Origin of the sequence: Ruminococcus flavefaciens ND2009 (genome assembly GCF_000621785.1) — a bacterium.
In the GTDB taxonomy this organism is placed as follows: domain Bacteria; phylum Bacillota; class Clostridia; order Oscillospirales; family Ruminococcaceae; genus Ruminococcus; species Ruminococcus flavefaciens_C.
The window spans coordinates 205065-222010 of sequence record NZ_JHXI01000007.1; the positions used below are offsets into that span (position 1 = coordinate 205065).

A 16946-nucleotide genomic window follows, 5' to 3' on the forward strand; every position below is an offset into this window, starting at 1 on the left:
CCCCTTTATTTCAGCTTCATGCCGCTGAACAGAACTGTGCTCTCCTTGCCTGTCTTTGTGACAAATCTGCCGGGAGCAGCTTTGATGGCCTCTTTCTTCTGTATATCCAGCTCCGGCATATCGCCCAGTCCTCCCGCAGCATCTGACTGAGGCTGTGAAAAAGCCATGATGCCGCCGCTTTTATTCATATCGGCAGGCTGAGAGCCCTGACGCTGCTGCATGAGCCTCTGGCGCACCAGCTCGTCGTAGTGGTCGCGGTAATAGCCGTCGGGACTGTTTTTCTTCCTGTCGTCATACTCTGCAAGGGTAATGCTGAATATGGGATAGCCCTCGGTCTTTCTCAGCTGCTGGAAATCGGCATAGCCCTTGAGTATGCGGAAGCTTCTCAGCACTCCCACAAGTCCCACAAGGAACGACACCGCATCGAACAGGGTAAGGTGTATTATCACCGAGAATATCAGCATGAGCGCATAGTACAGGAACAGCAGAACATCGAATATCTTGCGCTCGGTACAGCCGAAAGCCGCAAAGGCTATGGGTATCAGACAGATGACAGTCTGAAGGATAGCGAAGCCGCCGTTCATACCGATGTGCATTTCTTCCATGGTGAACATCATGGGTATCCAGCCCACAACATGGAAGGGTATGCCCACGAGGGACAGCACCGCAAGCACAACGCTTGTGACAACAGTTACCTTTAATATATCCGCACTGATCTGTCTTATGGCTTCAAGCCTTCCGCGGCATATAGGATAATGGAGGTGATCGGGCTTTTCAATCAGATCCTTGTTTTTCTTGAATTCCATAATGTTCTCCGCAAATAAATGATAATCTATATTATTATACCACTTTTTTCTCCTGATGTAAAGAGGTTTGCAGAGGGTGACGAGGCTTACAGCAGGGCAGCAGAAAAGCCGCCCTTGCGGACGGCTCTTTATTACTTTCTTCTGGTACCGTTCTTTCTGTCGGTACTGCGCTTGAGGTCGCACATACGCTCCTCACTGGTCTGCTTGAAGCGTGACATCATGTCCTCGAAGGTCATTTCAGACTGAGGGATCTGCTTCTTGGGCTCCCAGATATTGGGCTTGCTGCGGCGCTCACCGCGGTCTCCGCCCTTATCTGAGCGGTCACCTCTGTCGGCATTCCTGTCGCCTCTGTCTGCACCCCTGTCGGCACCCCTGTCGTAGCCTCTGTCTGCACCTCTGTCTGCACCCCTGTCTGCACCCCTGTCGCCTTTGTCAAAGCCGCGGTCGGGTCTGCCCTGACCCTTGTCAAAGCGTCTCTGACGGGGCTGAGAGTCGCCGTTGTCCGACACCTTCTTTATGGAAAGGCTCACCTTTCCCTGCTCGTTGATGCCGATCACCTTGACCTGGACCTCCTGCTCCTCGGTGAGGTGCTCGCGGATGTCGCTTACGTATGTATTGGCGATCTCGGAAATATGCACCATTCCCGTACCTCCGCCGTCAATATCGACGAAAGCTCCGTACTGTGTTATACCCTTGACCTTGCCATTGTAGATCTTACCTATTTCCAGCTGCATACTTATTTATAACTCCTTTTTTGTATCCGTCTCCGCGGAACAAGATTAATCCCTCGTAGTGTCGTAGAATCTGCGCTCGTCGGGATAGGCATAGCCTCTCTCCTCCAGTGCTACCTTCTCCATGTAGGCATTGAGGTCGTCACTGTCAAGGACACGCTGCAGCTCGGCATTTTCGGTCTCGTATGAGTCTATTTTAGTCTGTATGAGCTCCATCTGCTCCTCTTTGTCGGCGCAGTCCCTGAGCGTAGTCGCGATAAGGACCCCACAGCCGATGACAACTGCCACAGCCGCCAGCCTTACAAGACCGCGATTGAACAGACCCTTTTTCTTTTGCTTTTCATGTCTCATTTTTTTCGACAACGCTTTTCACGTTCTTTCTCTTTTTATTTTCCATTTTATTATACAACAGAAGCCGCCTGTTTAGCAATACTATTTTGGATTTTTTAAATGGTTTGACAATAATTTGGAAGAAACCAACAAAAATGAACTTTAGTTTTGCACGAAGAAGTGAATAAAAACCTCTCAGCGGTCGGAACAAAAATCCCAGGACGGCAAGCAGCCTGCGGAGCGTCCCCGTGACGACGCTCCCCACCGATGCCATATAGATGCAGAAGCCCAGAAGGTTCCCCAGGGCGTAGCAGAGTCTTGTCTCGCCTCCTGCGAAAACTGCGGAGAAGACCGCGAACACAAGGGCGTAAAGTCCGAGAAAGGCTATGTCCTCGGCGGCAGTCAGGAAGCTGTTATGCGTAAACAGCAGCCTCAGGGCGCGGAACAGGTCAAAGACCACTCCCAGAGCTGCTCCCACAAGGCAGGAAATGCCGAAAAGCCGCAGCTCCTCGCTGACAGAGAGAAAGTTTTCAAGTCCTCTCATCGGAACAGCCTGCCCAGGGCGGAGAGAGGACCCTTTTTGTCGCCGTCGCCGTAGACTATCGCCCATATCTCGCCGGTTATGGTCATATCTCCCGTCTCGACGCTCATGGAGTCGATGTGGAGCTCCCTGCCCTGAACGGACAGCTCTCCCAGCTGAGTATAAAGGCTTATCTCCTTCTCGTCGAAGCTGTCAACGTCGGTTATCCCCGATATAGACAGGCTCCTGCGGTTCTCGAGTATGATGTTCTGGTTCTTGCCAGCGGTCTTGTCCTGCATGGTCTTACCTCCGAAATACTTGATAGTCAAGTATATTCACAGGCTTTGCCGTATATGCGGGATCAGCCGCCTATGTCCTCACAGACTTTATCGTATATCTCGTCGTAGGTCATGCCCTCGTATGCGAAGTCAACGTAGTCAGACGGCGGACAAGTGCCCACATTGTGCGACTTTTCGGAGTCATATACTGCTGTCTCCATCGCACAGCCGTCCTTTATCACCACGAACCAGTCTCCGGCAAAACGTTCATGGTCGAAGTAGTTGGACAGGACCCTGCGGAATTCCGCAGCGTCAAAGTCCTCGGGAATTCCTGCGTTCCTGCTGTCATCCGAAGCCACGATAAAGGTGTTATCCATAGCGGGAAGCTCTCCTCTTTCGTCAAGCTCGACGAGGGCGGTATTTGCAGCCTTGTATAAGCTGTCAGCCGCGGTATCGAGCCTTTTGTCTTTGCCCCTTGAAAGTGTGCCGATAAAGTCATCTGCGAAGATCTTCCAGCCGCCGCCCCTGACACGGTAAACTATGGCGTTGCCGTCACCGCTCCAGTCCCACTTTTCGTTCTCCAGACCAAAGGTGATGTAATATGCCTCATCCAGCTCCACCTCTGCTGCCGCAGCTTCGAGATCATAATCCATTATTTCATTCAACATAGCCTCGGTGTCAACGCCCTCAGCTCCGCCGTGGCTGTCTATATAGTCCAGACACATGGTCATCATTGCAATGCCGGACCTGAGATCGAGGGTCTCCTCTTCGGTAAGGGGCTCGGTCTTCTTTATTTCACCCGGCACAAGGGTGCCGTCCTTCTTGCCGAGGAACAGCGTCTCCTGTGACTCCTTTATCATCTCCTCCTCGGAGATACCGCCGTACTCGCTCTGCATGGTCTCCGATGAAGCCAGAATCTTCATTACTTTCTCTGCACCGTCGGGCATGGTGAGCTCAAAGGTCTTTTTGTAGTCCTCATTGTTGTAGGCGTCTATGAACTCCCTGAGCACCTTCTCATATTCCTCTGCGGAAGCTGAGGGCTTGTCCGGTGAGGCTGTGGTCTTCTCCGCAGCAGTAGTATCCTGAGCAGTCGTCTTTTCCACGGCCGTATCCTGCTGAGCAGCTGTGGTCACTGCCTCAGAAGAAGCCCCTGTGCTCTTGTCGTTTTTCTTGTCCGTGCAGCCTGTGAATGCACTAAGTGCAATGGTAAGTGCTGCAATTCCTGCAATAGTCTTTTTCATATTTTTACCTCCGTTTTTCAACTGAAATAATAGTCCAGCAGAAGCTCCACCACCATATCGTAGGCTCTGATGCCGTCGTCTCTGCCGTTCATTTTTATGTTAGTGTCTATGGCTGCCGTGGAAGCCTCGCTGACTGTCTCCGTGGAGATGACCTCCTTGGCGGCGTTGTCCTCCCAGTAATTCTCGGGCATGAACCTGAACCAGTCCCGGAGCACCTCGTCGGAGATAGTGTCCGACAGCGGCAGCGCCTGCTCCACCTCGTTGTCCCAGACTGCGTTGTGGACGTACTCAAGGGCGTCCAGATAGCCCGCATACCGGAACTCCACATTGTCGCTGCCTGTTGCTGCCACAAAGGCAAGGAAGTTCGCCTCGTCCTCCTGTATGAAGCCCTTCAGGTGTGAGAGCTCGTGGCAGACCGTGGCAGGCAGGTTTGCGCGTACCATGTCATCATTGTAGTTAGCCTCAATGGTGTAGGGCAGATATATGCCCGTCAGGTGGGACTGGCTCATGAAATAGGAAAACTGTATGGGCTTGGGGTCGGGATAGAAGCCGCGGAGCTGAGGATATTCCTCCCCTGCTTTTTTCATCGCCTTTTTCGCTTCCTCCTTGAAGTCGCAGGTGATGTCGAAGCAGCCATTCTCGTCGCGGGGCACCTGCGATGCCAGCTCATTGCACTTGTCTATGAGCATGGCGTAGAGCTCCGTTATCTCCTCGTCTGTGTGGTCATGAGCGTCGGGGAAGTACTTCTCGGAAAGGGGCGTACACTGGTACATGATGAAGCAGTTCATGGTCTCGGTGGTGGTTATGTAGCAGAGTATCCACAGAGCAAGTGTGCCTGCAAATGCAGCTGTGGCACGGCGTTTGCCCTTTCTGAATATGAGCAGTATCAGGAAAAGGGGTATGCCGAATATCACCAGTATGACAGCTCCCACTGTCAGCATCTCTCCCAGAGAGAAGGGCAGAAGTCCCGTAAGGAAGGACACTGCCGTGGATATTACGGGGAAGATGTGGGCGACGTAGAAGTCCGCAAAGGGGCGGCAGAAACGTGCGATGACGTTCAGCAGCACCATGGCGGCTATTATTATGAGAGGTATGCTGTATCTCTTTTTCATGGCTTTCCTCCTGTTTGCTTTATATTTTACATTATATCACAGCCGCCGTAATAATGCAATATGGTAATTATGGCAGGACTTCCCTGAGACTAACCACTGACAGCTCCCATACATATAATATAGAGTACCGCAGAGAGGGCGGCTGCGCAGTATGCAGACACAAGGGGTGATTCTTCTGAAAACTTGCATTCTTGATATGCCCTCCTACACCTATGCGGTAAAGGCTCAGCGCCTTCTGAGGGCAAGGGGCTTCCCGTGCAGGATAAGACGCCGCGAAAAGACATCTGCGGAGGGCTGCGGCTTCTCTGTCCATGTCAGCGGCAGCTGCCGCAGCGCAGAGGCTGTGCTCTCGGGCTACGCTGTCCCTTATACCGTCAGGGGCGGAGGTGGTGAAGATGATAAACTTTGACAACGCCGCCACGACTTTTCCCAAGCCCATAGCTGTGCGGCGGGCTGCTGCGGAGGCAATAAAGTCCTTCGGCGGCAATGCAGGCAGGGGCGGTCATGAGCTGGCGATGAGGACCTCCGAGGCGCTTTACTCCGCACGGGAGACTGCCGCGGAATTCTTCGGGGCAGCTCCGGAAAATACAGTGTTCACGCTGAACTGCACCCACGCTCTCAACATGGCGATACAGGGAGTCATGTCACAGGGCGGTCATCTCATTATCAGCAGCATGGAACACAACTCCGCTGCCCGTCCTGCGGCGGCTCTTGCCATGAAAAAGCAGGTCTCACTGTCCGTGGCGGAGGTCTTCCCCGACAGCGGGCGCACTATAGACAGCTTCCGCAGGCTCATTCGCAGCGACACAAAAGCGGTGGTCTGCACCCTTGCAAGCAACGTCACGGGACAGCTCCTCCCATACAGGGAGATAGGGCAGCTCTGCCGTGAGAAGGGTATCTGCTTCATCGCCGACGGCGCCCAGGCCTGCGGCATTTATGATATAAAGCTCTCACAAGGCATAAATATACTCTGCACCGCGGGGCATAAGGGGCTCTACGGCATTACGGGCACGGGACTGCTGCTCACCGACGGGGAATTTCCCATTACACCGATAATTCAGGGCGGCACTGGCAGCAGCTCACTGAGCCTTTTCCAGCCCGAGATGCTCCCCGACAGCCTTGAGAGCGGCACCCCCAACATCATCGGCGCTGTCACCGTGGGGGCAGGCATAGGCTTCATCAGCTCCTACGGCATGGGCAGGCTCCGCAGCCATGAGGAGCGGCTATGCAGGCTGTTTATCGAGGGGCTTGAGGGCACCGAGGGTATAACCATATACCGTGACCCTGCCGCGGAGTATGCTCCCATAGTCTCATTCAACATCGAAGGCTTCAACTCGGAGCAGGCGGCGGAGCTGCTGGCGGGGCGGGGCTTCTGTCTCCGCGCAGGCTTTCACTGTGCTGCCCTTGCACACGCCACCCTTGGCACAAAGGGCGGCACTGTACGCTTTGCACCCTCGGTCTTCAATACGGAGGAAGAGGTGCGAAAGCTTGTATACAATGTTAAAACATTGAAAAATTTACCAAATTCGTAAAAAACTATTGAAATTATCTGAATTTGTGGTACAATATTAGTATGCAGTATTGCGCAGTCTGCTATGAGGACGGCTGTCCTCATACATATCATAGATAAATGTTTAAAGTAAATGTGTGTAATTTTTCCCCGAGGGGGTGCAGTATATGTTCCATTCTTCACCACAGCAGGTGCTGGACGCTTTTCTCAGCGTCATATCTACGTTCAAGCCCATTGACGTCCTTGACGTTCTTATCCTCACCTATGTTATCTACCTGCTGCTGAAGCTTATACGGGAGACCCGCGCAGGTCAGCTCGTAAAAGGTATTATTTTCCTGGTGGCAGGCTATTTCGTCAGCAAAGCCATCGGTCTCAAGGTAGTCAGCTACCTGCTCCAGAATGCCCTGAGCATGGGAGTTCTTGCAATGATAATTCTCTTCCAGCCCGAGCTGAGACGTGCTCTCGAAAAGGCAGGACGAAGCAAATTCGGCATCCGCCTCTTCGGTCTCGGTCAGAACAGCGACGAGCTGAAGCAGAAATGGGTGCCCGCTATAGACGCTATCTGCGACTCCTGTGTGGAGCTTTCCGCTACCTGCACAGGCGCTCTCATTGTCGTTGAGAGACAGGTCCGTCTCGGAGAACAGATAGAAACAGGCACTATCCTCAACGCCACACCCAGCAAGGAAGTCTTCGGCAATATCTTCTACCCAAAGACTCCCCTTCACGACGGCGCTGTCATAATGCGCGACGGTCTGATCCTCGCTGCCGCCTGCTTCCTTCCCAAGCCCGCAAAGGACGCCCTCATCAACAAGAAGCTGGGCTCACGCCACAGAGCCGCTATCGGCATGAGCGAGAACTCAGACGCTATCGTCATCGTTGTCTCAGAGGAGACGGGGCAGATCTCCGTAGCCATAAACGGCGAGCTCACCAGAGACTATACCCACGACAAGCTCAAGGCTCTCCTGGAGGATCAGATATATAATGACAAGACCGAGATCTCTATCGGCAAAAAGAAGCTGTTTTCTTCACGCTCCGAAAGGAGGAAGAAAAAATGAGCATACTCAAAAACATAACCAAGCGTAATATCAAGGAGGCGCGGAGCAATGCAATGCTCCTGCTCATAGCCTTTGTGTGCGCCATCGCAAGCTGGTTCATCATCGCTATGACCAAGTACCCCTCCGACTCAAAGCACGTATCAAATATCCCGCTTTCAAGGGATATAAGCGGTACCGCCGCAGCTGACAGCGGTCTCTCCATAATAGAATGCAGCGTCGGCAGCGTCAGCGTAAGCCTGGATTGCAGCCGTACCGACTACAACCGTATCAGCGCAGATTCACTGAAGGCTACCATAGACTTCAAGAATATCACCGTTCCCGGTACCTACACCCTTAATGTCAAGGTGGAATCCACCAACGATGCGGAGATCTCAAATCTGACCATAAGCCCTGCCACAGTCAAGGTGGAGCTGGATCAGTACGAGACCAAGGCATTCGTGCTCAAGGCGAAGGTGCCCAATATCTCCGGCGGCGAGAACAAAGCCATCAACAGTGCTGATATTACCTGCGAGCCCGGCGAGGTCAACATCAAGGGTCCCGCCTCAAAGCTTGCAAGCATCGCGGAGTGCTATGCGGTATCAAATCAGGAAAAGACACTGGAAAGCTCCTACAGCCTCAACAGTGACGTATATCAGCTCTTCTCGGAGGACGGCACCGAGATAAGCAATGATAAGCTGACCTTTGATCCGCCTATCGTGAATATGAACATCCCCGTACTCACCCAGAAGACCGTAAGATTCGTGCCTCTCATAGTGGATCCGCCGTCCGGCTTCGATACGGACTGTCTCAACTTCAACATTACTCCCGAGACTATCATTATCGCCACCAACAACGCCGAGACCAAGCTTCCCGACAAGCTTGATCTGAAGGTGACCCCCAAAGAGCTGGACATCGGCTTCTCAAAGGATGTGCTCATATCCAACCTGCTCATCGGAACCAATATCATCAATATGTCCGACACGGATACCGTAAACATCTCGCTCAACAGCGACGGTCTCGCATCGCGGAACCTGACTGTTACCAACAATAATATCCATACCACCAACGCTCCCAACAACAACTATGATTACACTGTTCTTACGCAGCAGCTTCTTGTTAAGCTCGTCGGTCCTGCGGATATAATCAACGAAGTCACCGCCGCCGACCTTGACGTAGAGGTAAATCTGCTGGGTGCAGATGACACCATGAACCAGTTCCCATATGAGGTAACGGTATCATGCAGCAAGTACAACAACGTGTGGTCGGTCACCAATGACCGTGTCAACATCAAAAAGACACTGAAAGAGGGCGTGACCACTCAGGCTGCGGCAAACAGCTACACAACGACCACAAAAACAGGTTAGCCCAAAGCTCCGCTGTATAAGAATACGGCGGAGCTTTTTTTGTATATGCAAATCATATGTTGTTAATATCCACAAATAATTAACAACATATTTATTGTTTATACCGATTTTGACCATATTTTAACAGTTTATTAACATTTAGCACTACCAAACGTGCTATAATGACCCTGTACAATTATTTGCACACCCTTATTATTTTATTTTTATCTGAAAGGATGATAAGCAATGAAAAACAACCTCTCAAGAAGGATCAGAGCTTCTGTCGTAAGCCTCGCTATGGCAGCTGCTATGGTCCCTGCATACGCGGCTCCCGTCAATGCAGTATCTCCCTCTCCCGTTATCCCACTCTCAGAGAATGTGGGCGTTTCTCAGACCATGAAGGTGGACTCCGTCTATGAGGGCACTATCCCGGAGAGCGGCGCAAAGTCCGTTACCTTCACCCTGGATACAAGCTATGCAGGTCAGAGCTTCTCCTACGGCTTCGGCGTATCAACTGCCGAGTCTCCCTACTGGCTGGAGCTCGACAAGAGCGGCAAGTGGGTAGACGGCTCTGAGGCTGAGGGCTCAGCCTGCAAGCTGGACAAGGCTTCCAGCACCATCACCATTGACCTTTCAAAGGCAGGCGCAAAGCCCGGCGGAAAGTTTGAGTTCAGATGCTATTACTCCGCTCACTGGGACAACTCAAAGGGCGATATGGTGGACAACTCCGTTAAGCTCACAGGCGTTGACTTCGGCGGAGGAAGCTCCTCATCAGGCAGCTCATCATCAACTCCTTCCTCTCAGAATAAGAAGAGCGGTTCATGGAGCTTCAAAGACAATAAGGACGGCACTGCTACCATCAGCTCAACTGTCACAAAGCAGCTGGACGACCTGGACTATGAGCTGACTATCGGCTACGATGAGGACTACTACGAGAAGAAGGGCGTTACCGCTGAGGAAGGCGATCCCATCAACAGCCACAAGTTCAAGTACTCAGACTTCGGTGTTCCCGAGGGCGACGATGTCACCATCGAGTCACTCTACGTCGTTGTTGAGGCAGACTTCGACGTTGACAAGTTCATGTACGGCTGCGGCACAAACGTTAAAATGGGCTCTCCCTCCGATACCGAGTACGCTAAGAGAGACATTATAGAAGGCAAGGAAGATGCCGGATACTGGTACAACGAAATGGGCGCCGACTCCAAGGAGGAGTTCGAGGATGCAGGCGTTGAGTTCGGTCTCAAGGAGATCGGCGAGGGCACTACTCTCGAGGGCGCAGGCAAGTATATAGAGTGTATCTGGGACGTTCCCGCTGAGGTACAGAAGGATCAGACCCACAACTCCTATGACTCTATCGGCTTCCAGTTCTGGTACGGCACCAAGGACGCTTCAAAGTACACCGAGATCACTTCTTCCGATCCCGTTACTATCACAAGCGCCGCTCTTACATATACAGTTACAAGAACCGTTCCCTACACAGGCTCTGTAAAGAAGTCACAGTCCGCTACTCTTGACTGCACAGCTTCCTCTGACTCAAAGAAGAACTTTGAGGTAGCTTACGAGGATCTGGGCATTGAGCCTGATATGAAGGTTTACGCTGTACGCTTCGACGTTTCTGCAAGCAAGGACGTCAAGAAGCTGGTATTCGGCACAGGTACGGGCACTACCGACGCCTCCGACAAGTACTGGTATCAGGAGCCCGTTAACTCCGTTATCCTTGACGCAGCCAAGAAGTCGGAGATCATGTGGATCATGCCCGATGCGGTAGTTGGCAAGACTCCTGCCGACAACATCGTAAATCCCGACGGAAACGTTGTATTCGGCTATTACTACGGCGAATCTGACACTATCAGCGTTGACAACGTTGAGGTATATTACTATCTCCCCGAGACCACCACGACCACAACTACTACCACAACGACCACTACAACTACCACCACAACTACTACTGCTCCCGTTCAGGACATCAATTACGGTGACACAAACTGCGACGGCAAGGTTGAGCTGGCTGACGCTATCCTCATCATGCAGGCTCTGGCTAACCCCGACAAGTACGGCGAGACAGGCACATACGAGAAGCACCTGACAAAGAACGGCAAGGCAAACGGCGACGTTGACAAGGAGACAGCCGGTCTCACAGCCAATGACGCTCTGTTCATCCAGGAGTTCCTCCTCAAGAAGAGAACTACCCTCAAGCCTGTCAGCAAGATACAAGGATTTCAGGAAGTTGGCGGCAGCACTATTTCATAATGGTACTTAAAATATAATAATACACCAGAATGCCCGACAGCAGGTGGATATTCTGCTGTCGGGCTTAAATTTCAATATAGCCGCCCTCTTCCGGGCGGCTCTTTTTTATGGAAAACACCGAAAAAACGCCAAATGTTAGTATTTTTTTGCGAAAATCCTTTCATTTATTGCGGTGATGTGTTATAATTATTAAGCGTATTTGCACAATCATGCAAATGATAGTGCGCATTACATAATGTATTATTGCGAAGGGGTAAAAGGTTCGCAATACAAATAAAATAGAAGGAGAATAAAATGAGAGCAAAAAGACTGATCGCGTCTGTGCTGTCATGCGCCCTCTGTGCAGGTGTTATGCCTGTGCTCCCCGTTTGCGGAGCTGAGAGCGGTACAGCTGCTGTCACTGTGGGGGTGAACAGCAATATTACAGACGCAAGCAACAACGTGGGTGCTGCCGCAGTAACTACTACTACTGCCAAGGCTGCTCCCGCAGTCACGACTACCGCCGCTACGGGCAGCATCTCGGTAGTCACCATCAGACTGGGCGACATAAACAGCGACAATAAGATCGACGCTGTGGACGCCTCTGCTATCCTTGCCGCTTATGCAAAGATGGCAAGCAATAACGGTGCCTCGGGATTTACTCCCGCCCAGACAGTAGCCGCAGACGTCAACATGGACAGTAAACTGGACGCACTTGACGCCTCATGCGTACTTGCCTATTACGCATACACCGCTACACAGGGGACCTCGTCTATCGAGGACTTCATTGCAAACAAAATGAATAAGCCCCCTGTGACTACTACCACCACAAAACCACCCGTGACCACCACAACTACCACAAAGGCACCTGTGCCCACAACTACAACAACTCAGGCGCCTGTTACTACTACCGCAGCACCCGTTTCAACTACAACTGCATCTGTGCCTGCTTCATCAACTACAACGGCACCTGTGACAACAACTACTACATCGGCTCCTGTAACAACTACCACCACATCTGAGCCCACCACCACTACAACTACAACACTGCTGACCACTACCACTACTACTCAGCCTGTGTCAACAACTACCACAGATCCCTACAAGGTGTCATCTATAAAGCTCAGCAAGACTGAGATAGAGCTCAATGTAGGCAACGGAGACCTCTCATATGTGACTATGCTCCCTGCAACTGCTGACAAGCGCGAGATCTGGAGCTGCTCAGACGAAAATGTGGCAGTAGTCGACAACGAGGGCTGGATCGTGGGCAAGTCGGAGGGTCAGTGCACCGTCACCGTCACAAGCTTCAACAACCCTGAGGTAAAGGCGGAAATAAAGGTAACAGTCAAGGATCCTCACAAGGTATCCAGCATCAGACTTACCAAGACCGATATAAGACTCCCCATAGGCGGCGGAGATATATCGTATGTTACTATGCTCCCTGCCGATGCTTCCAACAAGGCGGAGATCTGGGTAAGCTCAGACAATACCGTAGCTACAGTTTCCGACGAGGGCTGGATCTCAGGCATAAAGGAAGGCACCTGCGTCGTAACTGTATACAGCAAGGCTAATCCAAGCGTAAGCGCTAATATCAATGTAACTGTCACCGATCCCTCAAAAGTGTCAGAGATAAAGCTCAGCAAGTACGAAATGGACCTCGTTATCGGTACTCACGATATTTCCTACGTAACTATGCTCCCCATGACAGCTACCAACATCGACGAGGTGTGGACAAGCTCAAATCCCGCTATCGCCAGCGTTGACAGCTGGGGCAATGTTTACGCCCTGTCAGAGGGAAGCTGCACAGTCTCCGTCATCAGCAAGGCTAACCCCGCCGTAAAGGCTGATATAAAGGTAACTGTCCGCAGCAAGCCTGTTGTGACCTCTGCAACAACAACTACTACCACAACAACAACTACCTCAACAAACACAACCACCACAACCACTACAACTACTGCTCCCGTTACATCTACTCACCTTATCCAGAACATTAACGGAGCTACCTTCGTGGATGGTATTCTGGTGGTAAACAAGACCTACGGTCTCCCCGCCGATTACGGCACACCTTCACTCAATGCCAACGCCCTTGCTCAGTTCAACAAGCTGACACAGGAGGCTGCAAAGCTGGGTCTCAGCATAAAGTGCTCATCGGGCTACCGCTCATACAGCGACCAGGAGAGGATCTACAATAACTACGTTGCCATAGACGGTATCGTAAAGACTGATACATACTCCGCACGCCCCGGACACTCAGAACACCAGACAGGTCTGGCGATAGATGTAAACTCTATCGACTATTCCTTCCTGGACACTCCCGAGTGCGAATGGCTGGCTAAGAACGCCCATAAGTTCGGCTTCATTATCCGCTATCCCAAGGGCAAGGAGGCTGTCACAGGCTACAGCTATGAGCCATGGCATATAAGATTCCTTGGCGTTGACACTGCAACTGCTGTCTACAACAGCGGTCTCTGCCTTGAGGAGTACCTGGGTATCACTTCGGCATATAAATAACATACAGCAAAAGCTGCCTGAGACTTACTCAGGCAGCTCTTTTTATATCAAAGCAGCCGTCAGATACACACCACTCCCAGGAAGCTATCCGCGGGAGCTATGCTCCACCTCCTGACGGCGTGCCCTTATTGCCGCTTACATTATATTATGCAGAAATCACGAAAAGGTACAATGAAAATTCTTACAGATATGCTCCTGCTCCCCGTCAATATTGTTGTCACCTTTGTCAGCATTATGTAACCGCTGTGATACATTCCGTAAGCAATTCATTTCCGAACTGTATTCAAACCGATAACGCTCTGTTATTGCATATTCTGCCCTCATAAGGTATAATATAGACAGTAAAGGAAAAGAAAAAAACACAACCTTCATTGTTCCTCGTTTCTGCGCCGATCATACCTCCCGGCGCAAAACAAATATGACGGTGCCGCACACCACCGTCCTCTGAACACACCTTTCGGAAAGAGAAATCAGCCGTCGGCGCAATAGCGTCGGCGGCTCTCTTTTTGTTCCTCATTGTATGTCCTTATATCCCGCACCGCAATAGGCTCAAAAAATTTTCCGAAAAAAATTATTTTTATTTGTCACAAAAACAGGTTTGCGGACGTTTCTTTATATGGGGGACAAAATAATATTCCTTTCATTAAGAAGTGATTTCGAACGGTACAAAAAGACGAAACCGCGAGGATTTTCAGCGGACTGCACAACATCTCCGGCGTATTCTTAGGCAATAATACTATACTGAGATGAACTCGTCTTTTTGTGCCCTGTTAATCACGCCCCTCAACAAAAGAAATGATACATATATAGGGAAAGGACGATACAAAATGAAAAACAGTATTCTTCGCGCATTAGCTTTCTCCGCAGCAGTATGCGTTTCCATGACATCCTGTGCCGAGAAGAAAAAGACAAGCTCCGACAACAGCACATCTATCGCATCCGCTATCAGTGATATACCCGCTATGGCGTCCGAGCTCCTTGAAGGCTCATATAAGCTGGTAAACTACAAGACCATAGACGAATTCGATTATATCGACAGGATCTTTCCGCTGAATGAGGGAGGTTACATCGTTTCAAACTTTAACGGTTCCTCCGAAACGGATTTTATGTTTAAGATCAACAGCGATTTCTCGGAGATAAATGAGTTCAAGCTCAGCGCTCCCGATGAGGTCGAAGCTGCGGACGAGTTCTACAGCGATCTGTCAGTAACTCCAGGAGGCGAGATCTCTGTCTTATATACTCTGTTCGACCACCACGGGATCGAACTCCCCGAGGAATACGATGAAAACTTTGACTATGACAACTTCTACGCCAACACCACCGAGTCAAAGCTGCTGTGCTTCTTTAACAGCGACGGCACTCTTATCAGCAGCCATGAATTCGATGACAGCGAGTTTTCAAGCAATGATGATATGATCTATATGACCGGCTATATCAACATCGGCGGCGGCAGGATAATGGCTGCCTATTATGACGGCACTGTCATTCTCACCGACGGCAGCACTACCGAGAAGTTCCCTGTAATTGAGGAGGACGCCGAAAAGGATTACATAAACCTTGTCTACACAGGTGACGGCTCTGTTGCTGTTTCCTATTCATACTACTATAACGGCGACTACAGCAGCCGTAAGCAGACCATAAAGTACATCGACATCGAGAATAAGACCTACGGTGACACCATATACAGCTCTGACTCTTCAGAAATCAACGATATTGATATGGTTATCCCCGGCTACGATGACTATGTGCTCATCGGCTCAAACTACACCGACCTCATTGGCATAAAGGCTGACGGCACCACAGAGACCATTCTCAACTGGAGCGACGCTGATACCCAGCCTTTATCTGTACTGTACGCAGGCAATGACGAATTCTACTGCTGGGACTACATGAGCAATGACAGCCTTCAGATAATGAAGCTGGTGCCCCGCGATCCCGCTGAGGCTGCCAATACTCAGGTCATAACCCTGGGCACCATGTATGATTCACACTCGCTGGACGTGAACAGGTTCAACCGCAGCCAGGATAAGTACAGGATAAAGGTAGTCAACTACTCCGAGAGATACGCCGCCGAGCACGGCGAGCTCGATCCTGAGGCTGATAAGGATGACTGGGAGAACCGCGACGCCGAGATGCTCAAATATATGCAGATGGACATTATCTCGGGCAATGCTCCCGATATGATAATCTCATACGATATTAATTCCGTAAGGCTCCTGGGAGAAAAAGGCGTTCTTACCGACCTTTACACATTTATGGAGAACGATCCCGACATCAACCGCGATACCGTTCTCCCCAATCTGCTCTCAGCTCTTGAAAGCAGTGACGGCAAACTCTACTGTCTCTCACCCAATTTTGAACTCAGGACTCTCGCTGTAAAGAGGAAGTTCTTCGACCGTGAAAACTGGACTGTAGACGATATGATCGAGGTCTATGACCACTCCAACGCCGAGCACCTCTATGACGGCGATACAAAAGCAGAAATGCTCAGGACCTTCATTGAGGGTCAGTCCGAGCTCATAGATGTGGAAAAGGGCACCTGCAATTTTGACACTCCCGACTTCATTAATATCCTCAAGTTCTGTGACCGATTCGTCTTAGAGGAGGAAATGCCTGACAAGTCCACTGAAACCAAGGATTTCATGGAATACTACACCGACAAGGCTAACTGGATCGCCGACGAAAAGGCTCTCCTCACGCCTGTATACCCATATGGCGACAGCGGACTTTGCTATATTAAGTCCGATACCTTCGGCGGCGATGACTACACTATGGTGGGCTATCCCTCATCAAACGGCAAGGGCGGAAAGCTCAGCGTGTTGACACAGTTCTCCATCTGTGAGAAAAGCAAGGTCAAGGAGGGTGCCTGGGAATTCATCAAGTCTCTCATGGACCCCGAGGACAACTACAGCTTCTCCGCTCTGAAAAAGAATCTTCCCGATACGATAGATGCTTCCTCAAAGGTCTATTCATATAAAGAAAACGGCGAAAAAGTGGAGCTACCCAGCAGCGGCAGCAAGGTAGGAAGGACCATCTATCCTGTTTCCAAAGCCGAGCGCGATGACTTCGAGCGCTATCTGCTCAGCTGCGATACACTTTCAGGGGAAATGGACTACGAGGTGCGTTCCATTGTCATGGAGGAGGCTGACGCCTTCTTCCACGGCGAAAAGTCCGCTGAGGACGCCGCAAAAATGATACAGAACCGCGCTTCCATACTCGTCAGCGAAAGAAGCTGACTTTACATATAGCTTTCCATAATAATCTCTATATATTTCAGCAGAAACGGCAGCCCTTCTCCATA

14 protein-coding genes are annotated in these 16946 nt (G+C 50.8%); 7 read left to right on the forward strand and 7 right to left on the reverse strand.

Translation table 11 applies throughout. The annotated features are described in order from the left end of the window. Positions 1-5 precede the first annotated feature (5 nt). The 7 genes from T488_RS0101035 to T488_RS0101065 all read right to left on the reverse strand — a co-directional run bounded on the left by T488_RS0101035 (position 6) and on the right by T488_RS0101065 (position 5018). Positions 6-806: a hypothetical protein gene (locus tag T488_RS0101035; RefSeq protein WP_028519185.1), complete on the reverse strand. Its 801-nt coding sequence runs from the start codon at positions 804-806 to the stop codon at positions 6-8. Between the two features lie 131 nt (positions 807-937). Continuing rightward, on the reverse strand, positions 938-1540 hold the full coding sequence (locus T488_RS20040; protein WP_028519186.1) for a S1 RNA-binding domain-containing protein: 603 nt from the start codon (positions 1538-1540) through the stop codon (positions 938-940). Positions 1541-1585: 45 nt separating this feature from the next. Beyond that, entirely contained in the window at positions 1586-1888 is a 303-nt protein-coding gene (locus T488_RS0101045; RefSeq protein WP_028519187.1) for a hypothetical protein, read from the reverse strand. After that, positions 1878-2411 (reverse strand): spore cortex biosynthesis protein YabQ, encoded by a 534-nt coding sequence (gene yabQ / locus T488_RS0101050; RefSeq protein WP_028519188.1) that lies wholly within the window; start codon positions 2409-2411, stop codon positions 1878-1880. Before yabQ ends, T488_RS0101045 begins: the two co-directional genes overlap by 11 nt. Then, a complete protein-coding gene (gene yabP, locus T488_RS0101055; RefSeq protein ID WP_037296650.1) occupies positions 2408-2686 on the reverse strand; it encodes a sporulation protein YabP in 279 nt (92 codons plus the stop codon). Before yabP ends, yabQ begins: the two co-directional genes overlap by 4 nt. Positions 2687-2748: 62 nt before the next feature. After that, entirely contained in the window at positions 2749-3906 is a 1158-nt protein-coding gene (locus T488_RS0101060; RefSeq protein WP_028519190.1) for a hypothetical protein, read from the reverse strand. 17 nt (positions 3907-3923) lie between these two features. Further along, positions 3924-5018, reverse strand: a complete 1095-nt coding sequence (locus T488_RS0101065) for a DUF3810 domain-containing protein (protein ID WP_028519191.1) — start codon at positions 5016-5018, stop codon at positions 3924-3926. A 151-nt stretch (positions 5019-5169) separates the two neighbouring features. Here T488_RS0101065 and T488_RS0101070 point away from each other — a divergent pair, with 151 nt between their 5' ends. From T488_RS0101070 to T488_RS0101100, 7 genes are all read left to right on the forward strand, one after another. Next, a complete protein-coding gene (locus T488_RS0101070; protein WP_155267133.1) occupies positions 5170-5427 on the forward strand; it encodes a putative Se/S carrier-like protein in 258 nt (85 codons plus the stop codon). Next, entirely contained in the window at positions 5414-6550 is a 1137-nt protein-coding gene (locus T488_RS0101075) for an aminotransferase class V-fold PLP-dependent enzyme (RefSeq protein ID WP_028519193.1), read from the forward strand. The genes T488_RS0101070 and T488_RS0101075 overlap by 14 nt, the downstream gene beginning before the upstream one ends. A 145-nt stretch (positions 6551-6695) precedes the next feature. Further along, positions 6696-7583 (forward strand): diadenylate cyclase CdaA, encoded by an 888-nt coding sequence (cdaA, locus tag T488_RS0101080; protein WP_028519194.1) that lies wholly within the window; start codon positions 6696-6698, stop codon positions 7581-7583. Then, entirely contained in the window at positions 7580-8926 is a 1347-nt protein-coding gene (locus tag T488_RS0101085) for a CdaR family protein (protein WP_028519195.1), read from the forward strand. Before cdaA ends, T488_RS0101085 begins: the two co-directional genes overlap by 4 nt. 225 nt (positions 8927-9151) lie before the next feature. Beyond that, a complete protein-coding gene (locus T488_RS0101090) occupies positions 9152-11155 on the forward strand; it encodes a DUF5620 domain-containing protein (RefSeq protein WP_028519196.1) in 2004 nt (667 codons plus the stop codon). Between the two features lie 294 nt (positions 11156-11449). Continuing rightward, positions 11450-13645 carry a D-alanyl-D-alanine carboxypeptidase family protein gene (locus T488_RS18490; RefSeq protein WP_051536112.1) on the forward strand — a complete coding sequence of 732 codons (2196 nt, stop codon included), beginning with the start codon at positions 11450-11452 and terminating at the stop codon, positions 13643-13645. 827 nt (positions 13646-14472) lie between these two features. After that, positions 14473-16881, forward strand: coding sequence for an ABC transporter substrate-binding protein (locus T488_RS0101100; RefSeq protein WP_028519197.1), 2409 nt, complete (start codon positions 14473-14475; stop codon positions 16879-16881). The last annotated feature ends 65 nt before the right edge of the window (positions 16882-16946 follow it).

Excerpts from the sequence above, each read along its gene's own strand:
- T488_RS0101035 (WP_028519185.1), bottom strand. The coding sequence starts at position 806 with ATGGAATTCAAGAAAAACAAGGATCTGATTGAAAAGCCCGATCACCTC.
- T488_RS20040 (WP_028519186.1), bottom strand. The coding sequence starts at position 1,540 with ATGCAGCTGGAAATAGGTAAGATCTACAATGGCAAGGTCAAGGGTATA.
- T488_RS0101045 (WP_028519187.1), bottom strand. The coding sequence starts at position 1,888 with ATGAGACATGAAAAGCAAAAGAAAAAGGGTCTGTTCAATCGCGGTCTT.
- yabQ (WP_028519188.1), bottom strand. The coding sequence starts at position 2,411 with ATGAGAGGACTTGAAAACTTTCTCTCTGTCAGCGAGGAGCTGCGGCTT.
- yabP (WP_037296650.1), bottom strand. The coding sequence starts at position 2,686 with ATGCAGGACAAGACCGCTGGCAAGAACCAGAACATCATACTCGAGAAC.
- T488_RS0101060 (WP_028519190.1), bottom strand. The coding sequence starts at position 3,906 with ATGAAAAAGACTATTGCAGGAATTGCAGCACTTACCATTGCACTTAGT.
- T488_RS0101065 (WP_028519191.1), bottom strand. The coding sequence starts at position 5,018 with ATGAAAAAGAGATACAGCATACCTCTCATAATAATAGCCGCCATGGTG.
- T488_RS0101070 (WP_155267133.1), top strand. The coding sequence starts at position 5,170 with ATGCAGACACAAGGGGTGATTCTTCTGAAAACTTGCATTCTTGATATG.
- T488_RS0101075 (WP_028519193.1), top strand. The coding sequence starts at position 5,414 with ATGATAAACTTTGACAACGCCGCCACGACTTTTCCCAAGCCCATAGCT.
- cdaA (WP_028519194.1), top strand. The coding sequence starts at position 6,696 with ATGTTCCATTCTTCACCACAGCAGGTGCTGGACGCTTTTCTCAGCGTC.
- T488_RS0101085 (WP_028519195.1), top strand. The coding sequence starts at position 7,580 with ATGAGCATACTCAAAAACATAACCAAGCGTAATATCAAGGAGGCGCGG.
- T488_RS0101090 (WP_028519196.1), top strand. The coding sequence starts at position 9,152 with ATGAAAAACAACCTCTCAAGAAGGATCAGAGCTTCTGTCGTAAGCCTC.
- T488_RS18490 (WP_051536112.1), top strand. The coding sequence starts at position 11,450 with ATGAGAGCAAAAAGACTGATCGCGTCTGTGCTGTCATGCGCCCTCTGT.
- T488_RS0101100 (WP_028519197.1), top strand. The coding sequence starts at position 14,473 with ATGAAAAACAGTATTCTTCGCGCATTAGCTTTCTCCGCAGCAGTATGC.